We start from the raw sequence: 21588 nt of genomic DNA on the forward strand, positions 1-21588 counted from the left end.
CTCCTGTGAGGCTCGTCTCGAACGCAACCAAGTCGTGACCGCCGCCCTAGGATCAAGATGCGACGGTCTCGCGATACGCGGTCTTCCAGCCCCAGGCGCCAGAGCCGTAACCGCGTTTCATCACGCGTTCCTTGTAGATCTGCGCGATGATCTCGCCATCACCGGCGAGCAGCGATTTTGTCGAGCACATCTCCGCGCACAGCGGCAGTTTGCCTTCGGCCAGCCGATTGGCGCCGTACTTCGCATACTCTTCCTTCGAGCCATCCGCTTCAGGGCCTCCGGCGCAGTAGGTGCACTTGTCCATCTTTCCGCGCGAACCGAAGTTGCCGACGCGAGGATATTGCGGCGCGCCGAACGGACAGGCGTAGAAGCAATAGCCACAGCCGATGCAGAGGTCCTTGGAATGCAAGACGACGCCATCTGCAGTGGTGACAAAGCAGTTCACCGGGCATACCGCCTGGCATGGCGCATCCGTGCAATGCATGCAGGCCATCGAGACGGACCTCTCGCCCGGTTTGCCGTCGTTGATGGTTACGACGCGCCGGCGGTTAATGCCCCACGGAACATCGTGCTCGTTCTTGCAAGCGGTCACGCAGGCGTTGCACTCGATGCAACGGTCGGCGTCGCAGAGGAATTTCATACGAGCCATGGCATCGCCTCCTTAGGCCGCACTGATCTGACACAAACTGACCTTGGGCTCCTGCATGCCGGTTGCGGGGTCATAGCCGTAGGTCATTATCGTGTTGGCGCTTTCGCCGAGCACGATCGGATCGGAGCCCTGCGGGTATCTCGATCGCAGATCCTCGCCGGCGAACCAGCCACCAAAATGGAAGGGCATCCAGGTCACGCCTTTGCCGACACGCTCGGTCACCAGCGCTCTCATCTTCGCCTTGGCGCTGTTCTCGGCTCCCGTGACCCAGACCCAACCCCCATCCTTGATTCCCCGTTCGGCCGCATCCGCGGGACTGATCTCGATAAACATGTCCTGCTGCAACTCGGCGAGCCACCTGTTGGAGCGGGTCTCCTCGCCGCCGCCTTCGTACTCGACCAGGCGACCTGACGAAACGATCAACGGGAACGCCTTGGCAATGCCTCTGTCGACCGCGCTCTTTTGTACCGAGAAGCCGATATTCGGCAGTCTGAACTGCTTCGCGTCAGGCAACGTCGGATATTGCGCGATCAAATCGACGCGCGGCGAATAAATCGGCTCGCGGTGCACCGGGATCGGATCCGGCAAATTCCAGGCGACCGTCCGTGCCTTGGCGTTGCCGTAAGGCGAGCAACCGTGCTTGATCGCGACGCGCTGGATGCCGCCAGAAAGATCAGTCGACCATGACACCGAGTCAATATTGCCGGGGTTGCCTGCGACTTTTTCGATGGTCGCCAGTTCCGCGGCCGTAAGATCCTTGTCCCAGCCCAATTTCCTGAAAACACCCATCGTGAATTCCGGATAGCCGTCCTTAATCTCCGAACCCGGCAGATATGAACCTTCGGCAAGCAGCGTCTGGCCGTTGCGCTCCACTCCAAAACGCGCACGGAATCCATTTCCGCCGTCCATGACGGCAGCGTCGCTGTTGTAGAGGATGGGGGAGCCGGGATGCCTGAGCTCCGGCGTGCCCCAACATGGCCAGGGCAGACCGTAGAAGTCGCCGCCGACCTCCGGATCGTCCTTGGGCGCGCGCAGCGTCACCAGATCGAACTTGTGCTGGTTCCTCATGTGCGCCTTCAGCCGCTCCGGCGATTGGCCGGTGTAGCCCGTGCTCCAGCTTCCCCGATTCATTTCGCGCAGGACGTCCTCGGGGACCGGACGGTCGCCTTCGACCTTGATGTTCTTGAACATTTGGTCGGCGAAGCCGAGCTTCTTCGCTGTTAGATACAGAACCTGGTAATCGTCCTTGGACTCGAAGCTGGGTTTGACGATCGGTTCACCCCACTGCAGCGAGCGATTGGACGCAACGCGCGAGCCGGAGGTTTCGAACTGGGTGCAAATCGGCAGCAGGTACATGTTATCCTTGCGCCCCGCCCCCACGGCGAGCGAAGCCCAGGTGGTGGGGTGCGGATCGGCGACGACCAGTAGATCGAGCTGCGGCAACGCCTTCATTGATTCTGGGATACGCGTGATGCTGTTGCTCGCGTGTCCTTGCACGAACATGCCTCGCACGTTGTCCTTCTGATCAACCTGATCCCTGGGCAGAAGGACGGCATCAAACCAGCGCGTCAGGGGAATGCCCGCAGTCTCCATCATCTTTTTTGAATCGAAGCGGGATACCAAATAGTCGTAGTCGACCTCCCAGACACGGCTCCAATGTTTCCATGCGCCTTCGCTGAGACCGTAATAAAACGGCGTCGTTACGGTATCGACACCAATGTCGGTCGCGCCCTGCACATTGTCATGGCCGCGGATAATGTTGGCGCCGGTCCCCGGCTTGCCGACGTTACCGGTGGCCAACAATAACATGCAGCTGGCGCGAACGTTCGCGGTACCGACTGTGTGATGAGTCTGGCCCATGGACCAGAGCAGGGTCGACGGCTTTTCGGTCGCAAACAATTTTGCAACGCGCTCGAGCTGCGCGCCGGGCACCCCGCTGACGCGTTCGACTTCTTCCGGATTCCACTTTTCAATTTCCTTGCGTGCATCTTCGAAACCGTGGACACGCTGTTTGATGAATTCCTTGTCTTCCCAGCCGTTCTTGAAGATGTGCCACATCATTCCCATCAAAACGGGAATATCGGTGCCGGGACGAATGCGGACATACTCGTTCGCATGAGCGGCGGTGCGCGTCAGCCGAGGATCGATGACGATGAAGTTCGCCCTGTTGAGCTCCTTGCCTTCAAGCATGTGCTGCAGCGAGACCGGGTGTGCCTCCGCTGGATTGCAGCCCATGAAAATCATGGTCTTGGTGTTGCGGATGTCATTGAAGCTGTTGGTCATCGCTCCGTAGCCCCAGGTGTTGGCTACACCGGTGACGGTGGTCGAATGACAGATACGCGCTTGATGGTCGTTGTTGTTGGTGCCCCAGAACGCGGCGATCTTTCGGAAGAGATACGCGCCTTCGTTGGAGAATTTCGCCGAGCCCATCCAGTAGAGTGATTCCGGCCCGGATTTTCGACGAATTTCCAGCATCTTGTTGCCGATCTCATCAATGGCCTGATCCCATTTGATGCGAGTCCACTCACCATTGACGAGTTTCATCGGGTACTTCAGCCGGCGCTCGCTGTGCACCAACTCACGGACCGAAGCGCCTTTGGCGCAATGCGAACCTCTGTTGATCGGGCTGTCCCAACTCGGCTCCTGGCCGATCCATACGCCGTTGGATACTTCCGCAGTAACCGTGCAGCCAACGGCGCAATGCGTACAGATGTTCTTGTGGATGGTGACCGCAGCGCCCGGTGCGGCCGGCGGACCGGCTTTCGCTTCGCGCACGCTCGTGAGCGGCAAGGCGCCCAAGGCAGCGAGACCAGTAGCGGCTAGGCCCGAGCGGCGCAAGAATGTGCGACGATCCAGATGCTTGTTCGAGCCACGGGCGAAGCCGGCGAGCGAGGCGCGGCGCTTTTCGCGTTCGGTTCTCTTGATCAGCACGGTCGCCTCCCTTAGCCCGGATATCGGTTGACGCGGTAATAGGCCTTCACGTGATCGCTGTTCTTGTAGCGCGACTTCCGTTTCTCATCGTTGCTCTCGCTATCGGCCTTCGCCTCTAGAGCAAGTGGCGGCGCGGCGGCGACCGCAACTCCGGCGCCAAGCGCACGAAGGAATCGACGACGTCCGAGCGAAATTTTGTCAATCGTCCGCATCACCACGTCCTCCTTATTCGCACTTCCGATCACGCGAGCAGCGTGAACGCTTCTGCCTCAGTCTCCATGAAGAGCCGACCGAGCGCACCCAAATGACGGTAGAACTCAGCTGCCTCGGCGCGCTCCAAATCAGCGAAAAAGCGACCGATCCAGGGGCCGAGATGCTTCTCGAAGAATTGCTGTTGCATTCTATCGGTTACCGGGAATTGATAGCTGACCATCCCGGCCATGATCTCGCAAAGCGTGGCAGCGTGGTCTTCCGGCTCCGTCTGTCCTTCGGCGCGTTCGACACCGTACGCACGGAGATCCTCGCGCAGCCGAGCCAGCGGACGCTCGTTGAGAAAACCTGTGAGATAGTATGAGCCATAGGGGAGCAGTTCACCGCGTCCAACGCCGATGAAGAGAGCGAAGTATTCGCGCGCGATCCGCTCCGCACTTGCGTTGCTCGCCGCCTGCGCAAGCGCGAGATGCGCGAGGCCAAGCGAGGTGGTATCACCGCTGAGGCTGGAAATCCGGGCGAGCATGGGTTCGTCCGGCGGATGGCTCAGCAACGTGGCGAGGAGTAGATATTCTTGAGCGCGGCTCGCATCGACGTCGTCGATCTTGGCGGGTTGTTCGCTACCCGTTTCGGGCCACAATATCTCGCCTGCTAGATCCATCACGGACTCAACCGACAACGGACGCTTCCGAGCATGAGATGAATTCGGTGTGGGAGAATGAGGCGCCACGATCAGCTCTGAGGGTGCGAGAGCACCACCAACGGCTCCCACACCTCCCCGACGCCTCGGATCATCGCTTTCATTTTCCTTCGTCGGTGCGCCGGAGTGGGCATGTACGACCATCTCGTTAGCCTCTCATCAAATGCGCAGTGCGCCTGTCCTGCAGCTGGCTCTGCAAAGCATCTTGCATGCTTGGCATGCGTAGCAATTCGACGCCGACGAGCGTCTCATCAAGAAACACATCGGACAATCGAATTTTATTGAGAATTGAGTACAGTTTCCTTGTTGTTAGAGAAGAACCGAGCTCCAATGCTAGAGCCTGCGGCTGTTCACGCGCGTTGCCCGGCAGGGGAGTGCCGGCGAACTATCGAAGACGCTGAAGATGCTCGTGAGCTCTTGATCCGGATCCGCTGAAGCTCTCAGATGCGCGGCTTGCGATCGCGGCCTGGCGACTATTGCCGCTCGCTCGGGGAGTGCGGGTTCACTCGCTGTCGAGTGTGTCCGTCCGCTTCTTCCGCAGCTGCGGCAAAGCGCCGCCATGACCTCGGCGCGAGATTTGCGAAAGACCTTCTGATGGTGGCAGCTCCGCTTGGGGAGCAACGTCTCTGCCGGGACGAGCCGATTCGTTCGAGACATCGATCTTTTCGAAGTCCGACACCCGAGCTTTGGGCGAAACGGATGCCAACGCTTCCGCATTGGTTGCGTGACGCCCGGCCGGACTGGATACGTCTGCCGACTCCGGCAAATCATCCGTCGACGCCGAGGTGACAGGTGGATGCACCGAAACGATATCGGTATCGGGTTCTTTCAAGAGCCGAGACAAAAGCCGTCGCGCGTCCTTCCCGTCGATTGGTCCGAAGCCAGCCATCGCGCCAGGTGCGTTGAAGTCCTCCGAGTTCTCCGACAGGCCCACGAAGTCGCGGATCGTAGGTTCTAATGTCCACACGCGACGAAGCGCCGCACGTGCCATGTCGTCAGGCACCTTCGCTTCGAGAAACGGACGGATATCGGATTCGACACCAATGGATTGAATTGCGGGCACACTCGCAGGATCGAATGGCAATCTGTTTTCGCCCGACGCAACAGAGGCGGACGCGGCTTCGGACGTCACATCATCAGAGATATCGATCTGTTTTGATTGCTTGCCCTGGTCCGTAGCCACGCCCCGCTTGCGACGCGACCACCGCGCCAGAAAATTCTGATCGTTACTCATCGCCGCTCCCGGGTTGCGGCCCGGGTCGTGCCAGCGCTTCCGGATCCGGACGATTGCGCTTGCGTTTCACGAAGACCCGCTCCACATGATGCTCGGCGACAAACGAAGCAATGGCATCTCGCACCGAGCCGGGCATCGGTACGGCTTCCACGATCCCCTGGCCCGGCTCTGTCAAAGCCTCCCCCTCAGCGGGATCCGCCGTGACGACGGCAATCTCATACGGGGGGGCCCCGGCGGTTGAGAGCAGCGCAACCCATACTGAGGGAGACGAGGAGGCAAGATTATTGCGGTAGTTTTCCGTTTCAGTGCGGTAAAGCTCCATCTCGGCCGCACCGGCGTAGAGGGTGACGGTCTCCTCCGCGCTCCCAAGCTGCGTCCACGGATCTACGTCCGGGATGCCGCCAAGCACGGCAATCGGGCCCCAGATATATTCGCTCCACTGCGAATTTGCCTTGGATCGTTCGACAACGATGCCGACGGGGATCCGCAGGAGCGGCGGCAGCCCGTTGACGCGGCAGCTTCCAGATTCGGGAGCGGAGGCTCGACCAGGATACTGAGATTCCATATCGCCACCTTTCCAAGCGTGACCACCAAGACGAGAACGACATCGTCGATTTCTCGGTTACAACGTTCGCATCCTTGGAATGTCAATCAATGGGATCTTGCTGGAATCTCGTTGCGAGCAGAGCGGCGGTCGATCGGTGACATTCCGACGATCCAACTCCGCGCGCCACCTCAAACACCCGCTGCCGTCCCAGGTTTCTTGACCCGGCCCTCTTCATCTTTCATTTCCTCGATTGCCAGAACCGAGTGGGCGTAAGCCGCTCCCGCTCGCATTTCAGCGGCGACCCAGATTGCCTCCATCAATTCTTCTTGCGAGGCGCCGTGCCGTAGTGCCGCCTTCGTATGGCCCTTGATACAGTAGGGGCACTGCGTGACATGGGCCACTGCGACGGCGATGATCTGCTTGACCTTGGCAGACAGTGCGCCGTCCGCGAAAACGGTTTGGCTGAAATTTTGGAACGCCACTTCAGCGCTCGGTGATAAGTCCCTGCGTCTTTGTGCGAGTTCCCGCGTGCTCGACTGAGATGCGATGTCCGGCATGTTTGTCTCCTGTTCCGGAGCGAACTATCCCCAAATGGGGTGGGACAAGCAAATTTGCAAAGGTGGGCTAGAGACTCGCATCCGAACAGCTAACGGACGCCCGGCGTGTCACGGTCGAGCCCCTTCGCCGCAAGGTCATCCAGATACGCCTGGAATAGCCGACTGGCATCTCGCCCTAGTTCATGCAAGAATGTCCAAGCAAATATTCCCGTCGTGTGCATGTCGTCGAAGCCAAGGCGTATCGCATAGTTGCCGACCGGATCGACTGAAAGAATTCCAACGTTTCGCTTGCCGCCGATCGTCTTGCGCTCGGACTCTGAATGACCCTGGACTTCGGCAGAGGGACTTGTCACGCGCAACAATTCGGCGGAAAGCTCGAACGATGCACCATCGTCAAACACAACAATTAACGTTCGCCGATCCTTCGCAAGGCGTATTTCAACGGGTCTAGGCGGATCAGTAATCGTCTGGCTCATATCGCAGCTCCGGCAACAGTCAGGACGGGCGAGCTTTTCGTAGCAGGCAAGGATGACAATTAACCTCTCTTGCGTTGCATCCTGCTCGCACTACCTTGTTGAAGTATCATCTCTGGAGGTAGCGTCATGAAGGCTTTTATTGCGGCAGTGATTTGCACGGCAGCGATCGGAGTTGGAGCGTTCTATGTCCTCCATGCGGAGCAGAAGACGGTCGATGTCGCGTTCTCGACGAGCGGCGCACGGGTCGGCGACCCCGGATACAATCTCGTCGGGATGAACTAGTTCAAGGCAAGTATGGCGCCGGCGCGAGCGGTTCGATTGTTTGACGTGATGTTCACCGAGAACCCTCGGGAGCGTGAAAACGCTTGAGGTGTTTTACACCGTTGAAATCGGTGGCGCTTCTCACGTCCGATGGGTTTTCATCAAACCGACAAGATCAACTTGGTCGGCGGATACCTCTTCGTCTTCGATCTCCAGGAAAGTGAAGGGGCGCGTATACGCATGCAGCCGATCGGCTCCCGGCGCTGACTGCCGCGGCTTTAATGTGCGGAACCGCTCCCGCAGTTCGCCATTCTCGATGCTTCGCTGGACAGCGAGCAGCGTCTGCGGCGAATGATCGCAGAGCGACGCTGCAAACGCGACCTCCTCTTCGGCCGCAATGAGAGCTGCCGAAAGATCTGGCGCGCCGAATTGGACCAGGAGGTGCGTGGCGAGTCGGTCAACAGCATCTTGCATTTCCGCTTCGGTGGCCTCGGTTACGACGGCGAGCGTCGACCAGCCGAGGCTTTCGATACCAAGGAAGCCCGAGCGCAGAGCTACCCTTTGTTTCTGGCCGAGAGCGGTTGGATCGTCGCAGTCCCCGAATACGAAGGCGCCTGACACCGCCCACTCACCTGGGCCAGCTGCGCGTTCAAACACAAAGTCATCCGAAGGGTCGAGCCTGATGGTGCGCGGAAGCTTCAGCATTCTATTCTCAAGCAGCTTTGGGGCTGCGAAGGCCGGGATCATACCACGCTACGCGCGCGAGCCCGTCAAGAAGGCTGACCCGATCCGCGGCGCCCATATCGAGCGGTGCGTTAACGAGAAGGTCGCCATTGCGATCGATGCTTCGCCGCTCGCCGGGTTTGCTCTTGGATAGACGGGCAAGATAGGCCCTGGCGACAGAATCAAAGCCAGTTTCGGTCCATTGATCGAAGCCAATCAGTAAATGTCGCGCAAAACTTCCTACGATTGCATCGGTGTGAAGCATCTCGAAACCTTCTCCCATCAGCGACACTGTGCTTGGCATCGCTCCGGACTCGATACTGAGATCAACCACGCGCAGCATGACGCCTAGCACCAGCCAGGCCGGCACGTCGGTTTCGGCGCAGTCTTTGGGCCAACCGAGACGCAGTCCCCCCAACAGTCCCTCAGAGAAGAAAATTGAATCGGGCCAGGTAAAAGTGACCTCCCGCTGGGGCGGACAATACGCCGCGATGGCGTCCGCGATCGCATTCATTCCGACAAACAGCGCACGCCGCGCCGATAGGAGTGGTTCGGAAGGTTCCAGCACGACGCCAAGTTCAACGAGATCGTAGCGCCCGACCGAGATCAGCGTTCCAGCGCCGGCTTGGGCCGCAATCGCGAGGCCATGAGCAAAGGCGTCACCACTCTCACGCAACAAGACGGAATTAAAACCGGGAGGCAGGTCGAGCACCCGCTCGGCCTCGTTGACTCGCAACATCATGCGATCCATCCTACTTGGTGCAAATTGATCGATAGTCGCAAACGTCGCGGCTCCATTGCAAAACGTCCTGTGGAGGTTATCTGGGCAGGTAAGATACCGCCGTCAAGCGCGAGGAAATGATGAGTGATACCACACCTCATCTGATGATCTGCACCTGCGAGAAGTCCATGCCGCTCGACGCTCAGGCAATTGGCCGCGGCTGTGCGGGCCAGATTGCTCAGGCGAACCAACTCTGCGGCCTCGAGATCGACCGGTTCAAGGCGGCGATCATTGATGGTGCATCTGTTACCGTCGCCTGCACCCAGGAAGCATCGTTGTTCCGCGAGATTGCCGAACATCTAGCTCCCTCATCAGCGCTTACCTTCGTCAATATTCGAGAAACCGCGGGGTGGTCGAAGGATGCGGCCGCGGCTGGTCCGAAGACCGCAGCGTTGATTGCGGCGGCAGCCGAAGACTGGTCACCGGTCGCGGCGGTGACGCTCGAGAGCAACGGCATCGCCCTGATCTACGGACGCGACGAAGTGGCGATCGAGGTGGCGCGCCGGCTCGCCGACCGCCTCGACATCACAGTGGTCCTTATTGAGCCTGCGGACGCGCCCCCTCCCCCCTCAAACGAGTTTCCGATCGTGAGGGGAAGGGTGCGCAATGGGCGTGGGCATCTTGGTCGATTCGAGCTCACGATCGACGACTATGCATTCCCTGCGCCTTCGTCGCGCCGCCGGCTGAAGTTCGGAGTTCCGCGAGATGGCGCAGTTTCGACCTGCGACCTCGTGCTGGATCTGAGCGGCGACCCGCCGATGTTTCCCGCCCACGAATTGCGGCCGGGCTATTTGCGAGCCGATCCCCGTGATCGCGCCGCGGTCGAAAAAGTGATCGCGGACGCCGGCCATCTAGTCGGCAGTTTCGACAAGCCGCGCTTCATCGAGTTTGACGACTCGCTCTGTGCCCATTCTCGCTCCGGAATTACAGGTTGTACCCGCTGCCTCGACCTGTGCCCCACTGGCGCGATCACTGCAAACGGCAACGCGGTGGCAATCGACCCCGCCATCTGCGCAGGCTGTGGGTCCTGCGCCGCGGCGTGCCCAACCGGAGCGGCATCCTATGCACTGCCGGCCGCAGATGCGCTGATCCGACGATTACGCACGCTGGTGCAAGTCTACCGCAAGGCTGGCGGCGTCAATGCCGTCGTGCTGCTTCACGATGCTGATCACGGCGCGCCGCTCATCGACGCGCTGGCACGTTTTGGCGACGGCCTGCCGGCGAACGTGCTTCCACTCCGGGTCAACGAAGTCACGCAGGTCGGGCCCGAGACGATCGCGGCGTCGTTCGCTTACGGCGCAGCCGGCGTCGCGTTGCTGACACGTGCACGGCCTCGTCACGATTCTGTTGGCCTGCGGCGGGTTGTCGAGACGTCGGAGACTATCGTCGCAGCGCTCGGCTTCGGTGATGGTCTGGTGCGCGTCATCGAGACCGATGACCCCGATCAACTCCGATCGACGCTGGATGCAGCGCCGGTTGGTGTTGCAAGCCAAAAGCCTGCAAGCTTTATTCCGCGTGGCGCCAAGCGTAGCCTGATCGAGACGGTCTTTCGCGAGCTGTATCTCGCGGCACCAGTGCCGGTCGATACCGTGGCCCTTGCGCCCCTTGCCCCGTTCGGGAGCGTGCTGCTAAATGATGAGAGCTGCACACTCTGTCACTCCTGTGTGGCCGCTTGCCCGACCAGCGCACTGTCGGACAATCCAGACCGGGCAATGCTCCTTTTCACCGAGAGCATCTGCATTCAATGTGGGCTGTGTGAGGCGACATGTCCAGAGGACGCCATAACACTGCAACCGCAACTGGATTTCCGTGCCTGGAACGCTCCGAAGCGGGTGTTGAAGGAAGAGGATCCGTTCCAATGCATCGCTTGTGGCAAGCCCTTCGGCACGAAAAGCACAATCGAACGCGTGGTCGCCAAACTTGAGCAAACACATTGGATGTTTGCCGGCGTCAATGCACGGCGGATTGATGTCGTGAAGATGTGCGAGCACTGCCGCGTCGAAGCCGTCGTCAACGAAAGTTTCGACCCTCACGCGGCGCCGCGCCCGCCGACCGTGACCACCGATGATTATTTGTGTCCCGAGGCGGGGAAGGACAATCCGACCAACAAGGCCTTCAAATAGGCTGCCGGTCCGTCAGGAGATTGGTATGTCCGTTACCGAGACCCAAGCAAGGGGACGCGCGACTCCGAAGCCAATCGGTATTCCAGGTATCAAACATATTGTTGCAGTCGCTTCCGGTAAGGGCGGTGTCGGAAAGTCTACGACGTCGTGCAACCTCGCGCTTGGATTCGCCGCGCAGGGGCTGAAGGTCGGCATACTCGATGCGGACATCTACGGACCTTCGCAACCAAAACTATTCGGATTGCGTGGCAAGCCGCGGCTGATCGGGGCGCGCACACTGGAGCCGATGGAGAGGTTCGGCGTGAAAGTCATGTCGGTCGGCTTTCTCGTCGAGGAAGCCCTCGCAATGATCTGGCGTGGGCCGATGGTCATATCGGCCATCACCCAGATGCTGGGCGAAGTCGCATGGGGAGATCTAGATGTGCTCGTCATCGATCTGCCGCCCGGCACCGGCGATGCGTCACTCACGATCGCACAACAGACGCCGCTCGCAGGCGCGGTGATCGTTTCGACGCCGCAGGACATTGCGTTAATCGATACAAGGCGCAGCATCGCAATGTTTCGGAAGGTCAATGTGCCATTGCTCGGCACTATCGAGAACATGTCGAGCTTTTGCTGTCCCGATTGTGGCCACGTATCGCCGATCTTTGGCCATGGCGGCGCACGGATCGAGGCCGAACGGATCGGTGTGCCCTTCCTGGGAGAGATACCCCTGGACATTCGAATTCGTATGACGTCGGATGAGGGGCGCCCGATCGTTGCAACGGAACCCGAGAGCGTCCACGCCAAGCTCTACATCGGGATCGCCCGTCACGTCTGGCTGGCGCTGTCGACAGGACGGGCCAATAAGCCCGCACCGCGTATCGTCATCGAATGAATATTGCGTGAGTCCACCGCTGGTGCCTGGCCGACCGGGCTGGCAACGGCCCGAACCTCGTGGCCGGAAACCTCAAATCGGTTCAACTTGTCGGTTCTGGATGTCGGATCGGCAGGCCGACCAGCAGGTTCTGCGGTTTCATATAGAGCATTTTATCAGGTGTCATCGCCAGGATCAGATAAACGGGCTCCGACCCGATGTTTTCGACTAACATCGTGCGGTCGTGGAACGTCAGCCGGTAGAGGCCGACGATGCTCGCTTCGCTCCTCGGGTCAAGCGAACCGGCATTCCACAAGGTGTCGCCAACTTGCGTCCCCACCGCGTCAAGACCAATATACCAACTAAATCTGACGTCGTGCAGTTCCGTCAGCGGCTCGATATCGACGTCGATCGCGAGCATATGCTTGATCCAGCTCACCATCACCTCACCGAGTTTTGCCAATCCGGACCGACCAGCGGTAAGGTCGAGCGCCATGTCAAAAGCATCGCTACGCTCCCAGTAAGTATGCGCAGACTCCTCAACCATGACGTCGATCGACGATTCCGCAGCGGACTCGAGCATGGCTATCAGCGGCGACAACGGTGCGCTTTCGGTACTGGCGATGGTCTCCTCATCGGCGGCGATCAACGCACCTTCACGTACCGTCAGCCGTTGCCGACGAAACAACAATTCAGCGGCTCGAAGCACAAATGGATCATTGCAACCGTCGAGCGCGTTGCGGAGGATCAGCTGAACCAGCTGGTTTAAAAACAGGGGTGGCGTCTTGCCGACGTCGCGACGGACAAGATCCAAGTAGGCAGCTTCCAGCGTTCTCTGCTGCAGAAGACGATCGCGAAAGCCGATGATGAGGCTCCAGTTCTCACGCGCGTCGGCGTCGAGCAGCGCTGCAATTTCTTCGTCTCTGACGCGGCGGCGCGGATCGGAAAGTACCGCGGCATACAAGGTCTGTTCAGCCAGACATGCCTCGGGCGGCGGAATCAGTTCCGGTCGCGCCAGATAAGCCTTCAAAAGGTCATCAGTTATGAGCAAGGCGCCACCGGCGTCTCTATCCGTCAAGTGGTGACCGCAAGAAAGCCAAAAGTCTTTCATTCACCCTCACGCGAAGATTGCGAGATCTGATCTCAATCATCGCGCCTTTGAACCTCAAATGCAATAATCTGGCTCGATGCACGCGTGCTGCGAAATCTCTAAGGATAACGCAGCAACTTACGCTCGATAACAATGCACTGAACTGGCAGCAAAATTCGTTTGTCTAACGTCATTGTTTGTCTAACGTCATTGGAAGATTGATCGTCGTCGTTCGCGATCGAGGCGGACGCTGATCGGTCGACATCGGCTCAATGAAATGAAGGTGGGTCTTGCGGCGACGTCAAATTGGGCCAGGGAGAGGATCGTGGCGAATGTCTCTTGTGTGCTCGCTGCCGCCCTCACCGGTCCGTTCCGGATCTCCTTCATGTCACATCTCGCTGCCGAAGCAGGTGACGGGCGCGCTCTGCTATCGAACGACGATGGCTTGCCAGCGTACCGCCGAACCGGAGAAGGGCCATCCTTGGTTCAGGCGGCGCTCGCTGAGCTTCCAGATCACGCCCGATCCGACGCCGCGTGAATGCGAGATCAACTCACCATGTCCGGCCAAGAGAGTACGCCGCTTTCGATGGCGCTCCGCAACCATTGCGTCACTTCGATTGTCGTCGGTGTCGCAATCGAAATCGAGAATGAACCCACGCCAAGGCTCGCCACTGACCTCGCCACCATTCTGGTCGCCGGCGAGGATGTCTGCGGCGGCGAAAAACAGGGCGGAGCGGTGCAGTCCTTCGTCGAACCGCAACGATCCGCGGGAGATGCCGCATTTACCGGCGCAGACACGTTCTGCCAAGCATTGAAGCGCGAGGGATGAACGACTTCGCACGATCGATCCGCGCCGCCGCCTCGCTGATCGGCGAGACCGATCCTGAGCTTCTCGACATTGTCGCTCTGTCGGTGCGCGTCAGCCTAACGGCCAGCATCGTCGCGCTCGCGATCGGCGCTCCCGTCGGCGCCTGGCTTGCAATCGCCCGCTTCCCGGGCCGGCAGGTGCTCATCGTCTTTGCCAACGCGCTACTCGGTTTGCCTCCCGTCGTGGTGGGTCTCGGGCTCTACCTATTTCTTTCGCGCTCGGGGCCCTTGGGAACTGCGGGGCTACTATTCACGCCTACTGCCATGGTGATCGCCCAAACGCTGCTTGGCGCGCCGATCGTGGTCGCGCTCGTGCACCGATCGTCCACATTGCTCTGGGCGGAGTACCGCGACCTCGCGCGTACCGACGGCTTGTCGGTCCTGCGCAGCGTCGCCTTGCTATTCGCACTCGGAAGACCATCGCTGCTGACAGCCTTCCTAGCCGCATTTGGGCGTGCCATCGCCGAGGTCGGCGCCATCATCATCGTGGGCGGCAACATACACGGTTTCACTCGCACGATGACGACCGCGATAGTGCTCGAAACCAGCAAGGGCGACCTTCCGCTGGCGCTTGGGCTGGGGTTGATCCTGCTGATGCTGAGCGTGGCTGTCTCGACCGTCGCGCTTCTGGTGGTCGGTTGCGCCGAAGAAAAGTAGCTGCTCGCCGCCGACCTTGCACGCGGCGGTGAACCGCTGCTCCTTCGGCACGATGATCCCGCGCTAGGCACTTTCGCCAGCTTCGCCAATGCGAACGGTAACGATGGTCTTTGACATACGCCCATCCATTCAACCGAAAAACTGTATTTAGGTGTCAGCATAATTCATTTGTCTAACGTTCATGCAGAAGAGATCCTATAGCCCACCAAGGTGACGCGGGATGGCGATAAGCAGCGACCAGCGAGAATTGATCACCCGCGCAAACCTCAACGCTGACGGAGCCCGGTACCAAATGTTGTTCCAGAAGACCAAGCGACCCCCACTCGACCGATACGAGCGTCTAGAACTCAACGTCAAGCCATCGGAACAGATGTTGTGAACGGGCCGCGCGACATCCGTCTGCTGTTGGCCGACGTAGACGGGACACTGGTTACCCGCGACAAGAAGCTCACCGAAGCGACAAAAACAGCAGCTGCGGAGCTGCATGATGCCGGCCTTGTGCTTGCCATCACCAGCGGGCGCCCCCCACGCGGAATGAGCATGCTTGTCGAACCGCTCAATCTGCAGGGACCGATTGCGGACTTCAACGGTGGCGTGTTCGTTAACCCCGATCTCTCCCTCATCGAGAGCCACACGATCGGTGGCGCGACAGCGAGGCAGACTCTCCAATTGATGCTCGACCATCATCTCGATGCTTGGATTTTCACTGCTGATGGCTGGTTCATCCGCGACAAGAACGCTCCTCATGTTGCACGGGAGACATCGACGATACAATTTGATGCGACAGTCGTGGCATCCTTTAGCAACGAACATTTGGCTCGGGCTGTGAAGATAGTTGGCGTCTCCGATGATCTTAAACTGGTGGCCGATTGCGAAGAATTGGCTCAACGAGCTCTGAGCAAGACTGCAAGTGCCGCTCGTTCTCAGCCCTACTATCTTGATGTGACTCACCCGAAGGCCAACAAGGGAATGGTCGTGATTACCTTGTCAAAATTCTTCGATATTGAGCCTCGCCAGATTGCCGCGATCGGGGACATGCCGAATGATGTATTCATGTTTCGCGAGAGCGGATTTTCCATTGCGATGGGGAATTCCAGCGATGAGGTGAACTCTCAAGCAAACGCGGTTACGGATAGCAATGAGAATGATGGTTTCGCCAAGGCGGTGCGGAAGCTCATTTTGCGGCGGGGGGTCTTTTGAAATGGCGGTTGACATTGGCGCACAGCTATCAACGGCGATGCCGCAAAGCAGGCTTCGAGCTAACGGAAGGAATAGGCGGGGATGGGTGTGGTTGGGCTGCCTCGCAACGGCAAATGGCCGAGAGTGATGTGCGCAGGAAACGCCGTCCAGAATGTCTTCGCCTCGGAGGCCGACATCGCATGCCGAGCACTCGCGCAACCGTCGCCGTGGACTGGACGTAAAAGCCTCGGCCAACCGGCCCGTAGGCTTTTACGACTAGTTCAGCCTGACCGAGAGGCGGCTGCCGCCGCCATTACCCAACCGACTTGTGCGCTCTAGGCTCGCGCTGGCTTTGCGTACAAAGAAACGCGATTGATCCTGGTCCGTATTTCCCCCAGGTCGACAAACGAAGTCGCCTGCCGCCGCAGCTCGTCGGCGACAATGGACGGCTGAGTGCTAATAGTGGATGCTACCGTCACACGGATACCGCGACGCTGCATCGCTTGCACCAAGTAGCGAAAGTCGCCGTCGCCAGAGAAGAGGACCATCTCATCGATATGGGCAGAAAGCTCCATAGCGTCGACCGTCAACTCGACCGCCATGCTGCCCTTGACCCTGCGGCGGCCGGACGCGTCCACGAAATCCTTGGTCGGTTTGGTGACGACAGTGTAGCCATTATAGTCCAGCCAATCGATCAACTGGCGGATTGGAGAGGATTCATCCTGAGTAACCACTGTATAATAAAAAGCCCTAAGCAGCGTTCCGCGGCTCTGGAATTCACTGAGTAGACGCTTGTAGTCGATGTCGAACCCTAACGTTTTCGAGGTTAGGTGAAGGCTGGCACCATCAATGAAGAGTGCGATCGTGTCACGGGAAATGGACATCGAAAACTACCTCACGTTAGTATTCCAGCTTTCAACAAGAGTGCTCATTCGCCGAAATTGAACGGTGGCAAGCGCGGTTCATGTAACATCATCGGAGCGGCAGATCGGCCCAAATGCCGCAGGGTGCTTTCATCTGTTTGTACGAAAACGTACACTTGGGCGCACACAGATGAATCATGGCCATTAACGTACGCTCGATGCCAGACAAGATTCGCAACAGATTGCTGCGTTTACTTCCAGGTGACGAACTCGACCACGTTCTATCGCTGTCAGAAGAGGTGCCTCTCACGAAACGCCAAGTGCTCCACCGATACGGCGTTCGCATGCAGCACATCTATTTTGTGGAGACTGGGCTTGTCGCGGTCGGGGCCAAGGTGGGCCCTCAAAAATTCGTCGAGGTATGGCTGACCGGCTCAGAAGGATTCGTCGGAGCTCCCCTCGCATTGACGCGTAACGCGCAGCCGTTGCACCGCCGTAGTGTGCTTGTTTCAGGTGCAGCATATCGGTTGGGGGTGGACCAGTTCCGGCGTGCCCTTGCTGACTTGCCACACTTTCGCATTGTGGTGCACACCTATGTCGGGTCCGTGTTCGTTCAGACGGTTCAATCGGGCGCATGCAATAGCGCTCATCAGCTGAAACAGCGCCTCTCGCGATGGCTTCTGCTTGCACGTGATGCTCTTCAATCTGAGGACGTCCCGCTCACCCACCAGGTGTTGTCGCAGCTTCTCGGAGTTCGTCGTGCGGGAGTGACGGATTGCTTGGTTCTACTCAGGAGGGAGGGACTCATCGAAATGAAGCGGGCTCACATCCTCATTCGGGATGCACCCAGACTGGCACAGATCTCTTGTTCTTGCTGGCGCCTGATCAAACGGGAGTACGAGCGCCAACTTGGCGGCGGCGTCTTCTGTGCATAGATCCGATAGGTGTGCATAGATCCGATAGGAGGGCTTCGTTTAATATTCGGGAAGACCATCTCGATCGGCTCGCTATGGGAGACACGGTGAGCATGATGCGGAGCGACATCGACGGCACGATTAAGGGCGTCATCACCGAGCTGCGACCGCTTGGCGCCTTTGCCACCTGGTAGGCCCAGCGCGTAGTTGGTGACCATGTCGAATACCCTTCGGCTGTGTCTGGACATGGAGCAGCCGGCGGCAGACTTCGAGCCGGGCAAGATCGTGTGGATCATGGCCGCTTCGCGGCCGATCGTCGAGCTCGAGGAAGTGCCCTCTTCGCCAACGGAGCCAGCTCCCCTGGAGCATGAATCGCGCGAAGCGAAACGCGCGGAAATACCGAGTGGGGAAGCTGAAGCAACAACCAGCGAAAGCGAAACGCCGCCGGATCCGGCGAGCGACGACCGCCAAGAGACAGAGCCCGCTAAAGTTTACGCGCGTGGTCCATCCGGTGCGCAGCAAAGGATGCGGAGCCGAGGCCTTTGACGAGCAACGCAAAGGCCGACCCAAGCGCGGTGGGCTACCCCCGCTCGAGACCGATCCTACGATGTCGGCTACCGCGGAACCTTACGGAGCATGGTCGATCAGTCGTGGCGATCGAAGGTCCGATCTATCTTGACGTTCTCGTCGATCGGATCGCGCGGGCGCACGGTTTCATGAGATCGGGCGAGGTCCAGAAGATCGTGATGGCATCGCTAGGCCGGCGAACGGTTCCGACGAACGAAGGAGCCTGCCAGATCGTCTGGCCGCACGATGCCGTCGTCGGCGACAAAGCGCCCTACAGAGGACCGGAGGGACGCGACCATAGTGACATCCGCTCCCCGAACTGGCCGGCCTGGCCGCAGCGCTCCGAAACGGCGGATTGGATGATATCGAAGACGTCATCCGCGGAATGCAGGAGCCCTTCCGCCTCGGTCGCCTTGCCGCATCCACTCGGGATCGTTTCGAGGCAGCTGCGTCGGCGTGGACGTGTCCTGGCTGCGGGCGACAGCCGGGTCTCTGACATCGGCCTACCGCCGTCGGCCTTAGCGGCGATCTGCGAGGCGCGGATGCCGGGGGCGTCCCCCACCGACACTATCGGCCTTAGATAGGTCTGGAGACAGCCTTTTCTCCGACGGGATGGCCATCCGTTGGCTCGACGGGTACTGACTGTATAAGCGCCGAACTTTGACCCCCGTCGGCTTCCAACGTTGACCCCACACCTGATTAACATTCCGGTGATGGTTCAAGCGTTTCGGCAGTGTTGGCTGGGGTCAACCTTCGGCGCCGATCGGGGGTCAAACCGTGCGCCGAATAACACGCAAGCTCTTGATTTTAGGAACAATACCTTGATGGCGCGCTTGCCCGCGTGGAGGATTGCACTGGAATGGCGCGTTCGAGCCCAGTCATATTGATCGTCGAAGACGAATTCCTACTGCGGATGGATTCCGTCGAGGTGCTCGAACACGCAGGCTTTGAGGTCATTTCGGCGAATATTGCCGAGGACGCCATCGCCATTCTCTCGGCCCGCTCCGACATCCACGTTGTCTTCACCGATATTCAAATGCCGGGTTCGATGGACGGGTTGAAGCTTGCCCAGTTCGTCCGCGACCGTTGGCCGCCGATCAAGATCGTCGCGACCTCCGGTCACGTCCACATCCAAGATACCGATTTGCCGGCCGGCAGCGTGTTTCTGCATAAGCCGTACCGTGGCGCCCAAGTCGTCGCGGTTCTGCGGGAACTGACCGGAACTACCTGATCGATCACTCGTCAGGTAATCCGGCTCTTAATCGGGAAGAGCGTAGATTCGCCTTCACCCGTGAGGCAAGCCAGCTAAACGGCGCAAGGGAATACAAGGTGGTTCATGTCGAAAGTGCTTCAACGAAACAACGTGCATATTCAAGGTGCCGGCGCAAAAGCGATGATGTTTGCTCATGGCTTCGGCTGCGACCAGAACATGTGGCGCTTCGTGGCTCCGGCCTTCGAAGCCGACTTTCGGACAGTCCTGTTCGACCACGTCGGTGCCGGGGGTTCGGATCTAAGCGCGTACGACAGAGCCAAATATTCCAGCCTCGAAGGCTACGCGACCGACGTTGTGGAGATCGCCCGCGAGCTGGAGTTTTCGGACGCCGTGTTCGTCGGCCATTCCGTGAGCAGCATGATCGGCGTGATCGCCGCCGAAAAGGCGCCCGGAATGTTCGGGCCCCTCGCCCCGCTATATTGATGATGCAGGATACACCGGTGGTTTCAGCGCAAAGCAGATCGAAGAGCTGCTGGAATTTCTGGAGTCCAACCACATGGGCTGGTCCGCGCAGATGGCGCCAATGATCATGGGCAATCCGGACCGCCCCGAGCTGGGCAAGGAGCTGACCAACAGCTTCTGCCGAACCGATCCTGACATCGCCAAGGCATTCGCTCGCGTGACCTTCACTTCGGACAACCGCGAAGACCTTGCCCGTGTTGCCGTGCCAACCCTCGTTCTTCAGTGCAGCGAGGACATTATCGCCAGCCAGAATGTTGGCGACTTCGTCAACGCACCATCCCGAACAGCCGGATGATCGTTCTCAGGGCCACGGGGCATTGTCCGAACCTCAGCGCACCGGAAGAAGTGGTGTCCGCCATGCGAACCTTTGTGTGACCGGCATGGTCTCCCTCGACTTCACCGACATGGTCGAGAACGCCCCTTGCGGTTACGTTTCGCTGTCGCCTGACGGCCGGATGGAGTACGTGAATCGAACTTTGACCGGCTGGAGCGGTCATACCGCCGACCAAATGATCGGAAAGCGCTTCAGCGACTTTCTGACGATGGCTGGGCGCATCTACTATGAAACTCACATCGCGCCGCTCCTACGAATGCAGGGTTCGTTCGATGAATTTGCCGTCGACGTCATCAAGGCGGACGGGCAGCGGCTCCAGATGATCGCTAACGCAACTGAGCGTCGGGACACGGACGGCAAGCCTCTTTCGATCCGCCTAGCGCTCAGCAGAGCAACTGATCGTCGCCGCTATGAACAGGAGCTTCTTCGAGCCCGCGAGGCAGCCAGAACAGGCGAAAGATCTGCCGAGGTCAATTTGCAGCGAGAGCACGAAACGTCAGAGCTCCGAGAGCAGTTCATCGCGGTTCTCGGCCATGACCTGCGTAATCCCCTCGCTTCGATCAGTGCCGGGGTACGTATCCTCGACAGGACCGTCCAGACCGAGAAAGAGCGGCAGGTTATTGCCATGATGCAGACCACTGTCATGCGAATGGCAGGACTGATCGATGACGTGCTTGATTTGGCTCGTGGACGGCTTGGCGGTGGAATTCGGTTGAACCTCGATTTCGGAAAGCCGCTGGAGCCGGTGCTCATGGGCGTCGTGGACGAACTAAGACTGGCCTCGCCAGGTCGGATCATTCAGGCCGAATTCAATATCGAGCGGCCCGTGAACTGTGATGGCCAACGGCTTGGACAGATGCTGTCCAACCTCGTCGGGAACGCCCTCACGCACGGATCTTCGAGCAAGCCCGTGATTGTTCACGCAGAAACAAGGGAGCGCGTATTCGAGCTCTGGGTCTCCAACGCCGGCCAGCCGATCCCACAAGCCGCGATGGACAAGCTGTTCGAGCCCTTTTTCCGCGGGAATGCTCATGCCAGCCGCCAGGGGCTCGGACTGGGTCTCTACATCGCTTCGCAGATTGCAAAAGCTCACGGCGGCGAATTGACCGTCAGCTCGACGAGTGAAGAAACCAAGTTCACGTTCACTATGCCGCTTTCGGCGGAGGCGTGAACTACTTCTCTCGGGGAAGATAGCCGTTGGTGGGTAACTACCTATTTTGTGGAGGACGAGGTTCCTTTTCCGCTAGGTTTCCTGCATGGTCCGGCATGGCAAAAATAAAAGTGAACTTCAAACCGGTTCGCAAATCTGAGGGCGATTGGACTATCATCGCCGA

The 21588-nt window shown here is 59.2% G+C and carries 22 protein-coding genes and 2 pseudogenes; 12 read left to right on the top strand and 12 right to left on the bottom strand.

Going from position 1 to position 21588, the window contains the following annotated elements; all coding sequences use genetic code 11:
* Nucleotides 1-52: 52 nt before the first annotated feature.
* From fdh3B to IVA98_RS27720, 8 genes are all read right to left on the bottom strand, one after another.
* Complete coding sequence (gene fdh3B, locus IVA98_RS27685; RefSeq protein ID WP_247355863.1) at nt 53-649, bottom strand: formate dehydrogenase FDH3 subunit beta; 597 nt, start codon at nt 647-649, stop codon at nt 53-55.
* Nucleotides 650-661: 12 nt separating this feature from the next.
* Nucleotides 662-3580: a formate dehydrogenase subunit alpha gene (locus tag IVA98_RS27690; RefSeq protein WP_247355864.1), complete on the bottom strand. Its 2919-nt coding sequence runs from the start codon at nt 3578-3580 to the stop codon at nt 662-664.
* An 11-nt stretch (nt 3581-3591) separates the two neighbouring features.
* Nucleotides 3592-3792, bottom strand: a complete 201-nt coding sequence (locus IVA98_RS27695; RefSeq protein WP_247355865.1) for a twin-arginine translocation signal domain-containing protein — start codon at nt 3790-3792, stop codon at nt 3592-3594.
* A 29-nt stretch (nt 3793-3821) separates the two neighbouring features.
* The gene (locus IVA98_RS27700; protein ID WP_247355866.1) at nt 3822-4451 is read right to left on the bottom strand and encodes a TorD/DmsD family molecular chaperone; all 630 of its coding nucleotides are present in this window, start codon (nt 4449-4451) and stop codon (nt 3822-3824) included.
* Between the two features lie 541 nt (nt 4452-4992).
* Nucleotides 4993-5724, bottom strand: coding sequence for a DUF3306 domain-containing protein (locus IVA98_RS27705; protein ID WP_247355867.1), 732 nt, complete (start codon nt 5722-5724; stop codon nt 4993-4995).
* A complete protein-coding gene (locus IVA98_RS27710; protein ID WP_247355869.1) occupies nt 5717-6289 on the bottom strand; it encodes a DUF3305 domain-containing protein in 573 nt (190 codons plus the stop codon). The genes IVA98_RS27705 and IVA98_RS27710 overlap by 8 nt, the downstream gene beginning before the upstream one ends.
* 170 nt (nt 6290-6459) lie before the next feature.
* A complete protein-coding gene (locus IVA98_RS27715) occupies nt 6460-6828 on the bottom strand; it encodes a carboxymuconolactone decarboxylase family protein (protein ID WP_247355870.1) in 369 nt (122 codons plus the stop codon).
* Nucleotides 6829-6917: 89 nt separating this feature from the next.
* A complete protein-coding gene (locus tag IVA98_RS27720; protein ID WP_247355872.1) occupies nt 6918-7304 on the bottom strand; it encodes a gamma-butyrobetaine hydroxylase family protein in 387 nt (128 codons plus the stop codon).
* 126 nt (nt 7305-7430) lie between these two features.
* On the opposite strand from IVA98_RS27720, the gene IVA98_RS27725 reads away from it, so the two are divergent.
* On the top strand, nt 7431-7586 hold the full coding sequence (locus IVA98_RS27725; protein WP_247355874.1) for a hypothetical protein: 156 nt from the start codon (nt 7431-7433) through the stop codon (nt 7584-7586).
* A 120-nt stretch (nt 7587-7706) separates the two neighbouring features.
* Here the strand turns inward: IVA98_RS27725 and IVA98_RS27730 are convergent, their stop codons facing one another.
* The gene (locus tag IVA98_RS27730) at nt 7707-8270 is read right to left on the bottom strand and encodes a DUF6505 family protein (protein ID WP_247355875.1); all 564 of its coding nucleotides are present in this window, start codon (nt 8268-8270) and stop codon (nt 7707-7709) included.
* 7 nt (nt 8271-8277) lie between these two features.
* Nucleotides 8278-9030, bottom strand: a complete 753-nt coding sequence (locus IVA98_RS27735; RefSeq protein WP_247355876.1) for a biotin/lipoate--protein ligase family protein — start codon at nt 9028-9030, stop codon at nt 8278-8280.
* A 119-nt stretch (nt 9031-9149) separates the two neighbouring features.
* Between IVA98_RS27735 and IVA98_RS27740 the strand changes: the two genes are divergently transcribed.
* Both IVA98_RS27740 and IVA98_RS27745 read left to right on the top strand, forming a co-directional pair.
* On the top strand, nt 9150-11192 hold the full coding sequence (locus tag IVA98_RS27740) for a 4Fe-4S binding protein (RefSeq protein ID WP_247355877.1): 2043 nt from the start codon (nt 9150-9152) through the stop codon (nt 11190-11192).
* Nucleotides 11158-12069 (top strand): annotated as a pseudogene (locus IVA98_RS27745) (Mrp/NBP35 family ATP-binding protein); the annotation flags it as partial. The gene IVA98_RS27740 and the pseudogene IVA98_RS27745, both read left to right, overlap by 35 nt.
* An 82-nt stretch (nt 12070-12151) precedes the next feature.
* On the opposite strand, the gene IVA98_RS27750 reads toward IVA98_RS27745, so the two are convergent.
* Nucleotides 12152-13159 carry a DUF6352 family protein gene (locus IVA98_RS27750; RefSeq protein ID WP_247355879.1) on the bottom strand — a complete coding sequence of 336 codons (1008 nt, stop codon included), beginning with the start codon at nt 13157-13159 and terminating at the stop codon, nt 12152-12154.
* 535 nt (nt 13160-13694) lie between these two features.
* Here IVA98_RS27750 and IVA98_RS27755 point away from each other — a divergent pair.
* From IVA98_RS27755 to IVA98_RS27765, 3 genes are all read left to right on the top strand, one after another.
* Complete coding sequence (locus IVA98_RS27755; protein ID WP_247355880.1) at nt 13695-13967, top strand: hypothetical protein; 273 nt, start codon at nt 13695-13697, stop codon at nt 13965-13967.
* On the top strand, nt 13964-14662 hold the full coding sequence (locus tag IVA98_RS27760) for an ABC transporter permease (RefSeq protein ID WP_247355881.1): 699 nt from the start codon (nt 13964-13966) through the stop codon (nt 14660-14662). The genes IVA98_RS27755 and IVA98_RS27760 overlap by 4 nt, the downstream gene beginning before the upstream one ends.
* A 375-nt stretch (nt 14663-15037) precedes the next feature.
* Nucleotides 15038-15862 (top strand): Cof-type HAD-IIB family hydrolase, encoded by an 825-nt coding sequence (locus IVA98_RS27765; protein ID WP_247355883.1) that lies wholly within the window; start codon nt 15038-15040, stop codon nt 15860-15862.
* Nucleotides 15863-16176: 314 nt separating this feature from the next.
* On the opposite strand, the gene IVA98_RS27770 is transcribed toward IVA98_RS27765, so the two are convergent.
* Nucleotides 16177-16725, bottom strand: a complete 549-nt coding sequence (locus IVA98_RS27770) for a LabA-like NYN domain-containing protein (protein WP_247355885.1) — start codon at nt 16723-16725, stop codon at nt 16177-16179.
* 176 nt (nt 16726-16901) lie between these two features.
* On the opposite strand from IVA98_RS27770, the gene IVA98_RS27775 reads away from it, so the two are divergent.
* The 6 genes and pseudogenes from IVA98_RS27775 (at nt 16902) to IVA98_RS27795 (ending at nt 21425) form a co-directional block, all read left to right on the top strand.
* Nucleotides 16902-17639, top strand: a complete 738-nt coding sequence (locus IVA98_RS27775; protein ID WP_247355887.1) for a Crp/Fnr family transcriptional regulator — start codon at nt 16902-16904, stop codon at nt 17637-17639.
* A 195-nt stretch (nt 17640-17834) separates the two neighbouring features.
* Nucleotides 17835-18164 carry a hypothetical protein gene (locus IVA98_RS27780; protein WP_247355888.1) on the top strand — a complete coding sequence of 110 codons (330 nt, stop codon included), beginning with the start codon at nt 17835-17837 and terminating at the stop codon, nt 18162-18164.
* 29 nt (nt 18165-18193) lie between these two features.
* Nucleotides 18194-18769, top strand: coding sequence for a DUF3320 domain-containing protein (locus IVA98_RS37780; RefSeq protein ID WP_524536432.1), 576 nt, complete (start codon nt 18194-18196; stop codon nt 18767-18769).
* Between the two features lie 275 nt (nt 18770-19044).
* A complete protein-coding gene (locus tag IVA98_RS27785; protein WP_247355890.1) occupies nt 19045-19416 on the top strand; it encodes a response regulator in 372 nt (123 codons plus the stop codon).
* Nucleotides 19417-19521: 105 nt separating this feature from the next.
* Nucleotides 19522-20295, top strand: a pseudogene (locus IVA98_RS27790) (alpha/beta fold hydrolase).
* Between the two features lie 5 nt (nt 20296-20300).
* Nucleotides 20301-21425, top strand: a complete 1125-nt coding sequence (locus IVA98_RS27795) for a PAS domain-containing sensor histidine kinase (RefSeq protein ID WP_247356090.1) — start codon at nt 20301-20303, stop codon at nt 21423-21425.
* Nucleotides 21426-21588 lie beyond the last annotated feature (163 nt).

The sequence above is a fragment of the Bradyrhizobium sp. 160 genome, from assembly GCF_023073735.1.
Lineage (GTDB): Bacteria > Pseudomonadota > Alphaproteobacteria > Rhizobiales > Xanthobacteraceae > Bradyrhizobium.

Bases quoted from the DNA above. Each gene is read 5' to 3' on its own strand.
- fdh3B (WP_247355863.1), bottom strand. From the start codon at position 649: ATGGCTCGTATGAAATTCCTCTGCGACGCCGACCGTTGCATCGAGTGC.
- IVA98_RS27695 (WP_247355865.1), bottom strand. From the start codon at position 3,792: ATGCGGACGATTGACAAAATTTCGCTCGGACGTCGTCGATTCCTTCGT.
- IVA98_RS27700 (WP_247355866.1), bottom strand. From the start codon at position 4,451: ATGGATCTAGCAGGCGAGATATTGTGGCCCGAAACGGGTAGCGAACAA.
- IVA98_RS27705 (WP_247355867.1), bottom strand. From the start codon at position 5,724: ATGAGTAACGATCAGAATTTTCTGGCGCGGTGGTCGCGTCGCAAGCGG.
- IVA98_RS27710 (WP_247355869.1), bottom strand. From the start codon at position 6,289: ATGGAATCTCAGTATCCTGGTCGAGCCTCCGCTCCCGAATCTGGAAGC.
- IVA98_RS27715 (WP_247355870.1), bottom strand. From the start codon at position 6,828: ATGCCGGACATCGCATCTCAGTCGAGCACGCGGGAACTCGCACAAAGA.
- IVA98_RS27720 (WP_247355872.1), bottom strand. From the start codon at position 7,304: ATGAGCCAGACGATTACTGATCCGCCTAGACCCGTTGAAATACGCCTT.
- IVA98_RS27725 (WP_247355874.1), top strand. From the start codon at position 7,431: ATGAAGGCTTTTATTGCGGCAGTGATTTGCACGGCAGCGATCGGAGTT.
- IVA98_RS27730 (WP_247355875.1), bottom strand. From the start codon at position 8,270: ATGCTGAAGCTTCCGCGCACCATCAGGCTCGACCCTTCGGATGACTTT.
- IVA98_RS27735 (WP_247355876.1), bottom strand. From the start codon at position 9,030: ATGATGTTGCGAGTCAACGAGGCCGAGCGGGTGCTCGACCTGCCTCCC.
- IVA98_RS27740 (WP_247355877.1), top strand. From the start codon at position 9,150: ATGAGTGATACCACACCTCATCTGATGATCTGCACCTGCGAGAAGTCC.
- IVA98_RS27750 (WP_247355879.1), bottom strand. From the start codon at position 13,159: ATGAAAGACTTTTGGCTTTCTTGCGGTCACCACTTGACGGATAGAGAC.
- IVA98_RS27755 (WP_247355880.1), top strand. From the start codon at position 13,695: ATGTCCGGCCAAGAGAGTACGCCGCTTTCGATGGCGCTCCGCAACCAT.
- IVA98_RS27760 (WP_247355881.1), top strand. From the start codon at position 13,964: ATGAACGACTTCGCACGATCGATCCGCGCCGCCGCCTCGCTGATCGGC.
- IVA98_RS27770 (WP_247355885.1), bottom strand. From the start codon at position 16,725: ATGTCCATTTCCCGTGACACGATCGCACTCTTCATTGATGGTGCCAGC.
- IVA98_RS27775 (WP_247355887.1), top strand. From the start codon at position 16,902: ATGGCCATTAACGTACGCTCGATGCCAGACAAGATTCGCAACAGATTG.
- IVA98_RS27780 (WP_247355888.1), top strand. From the start codon at position 17,835: ATGTCGAATACCCTTCGGCTGTGTCTGGACATGGAGCAGCCGGCGGCA.
- IVA98_RS27785 (WP_247355890.1), top strand. From the start codon at position 19,045: ATGGCGCGTTCGAGCCCAGTCATATTGATCGTCGAAGACGAATTCCTA.
- IVA98_RS27795 (WP_247356090.1), top strand. From the start codon at position 20,301: ATGGTCTCCCTCGACTTCACCGACATGGTCGAGAACGCCCCTTGCGGT.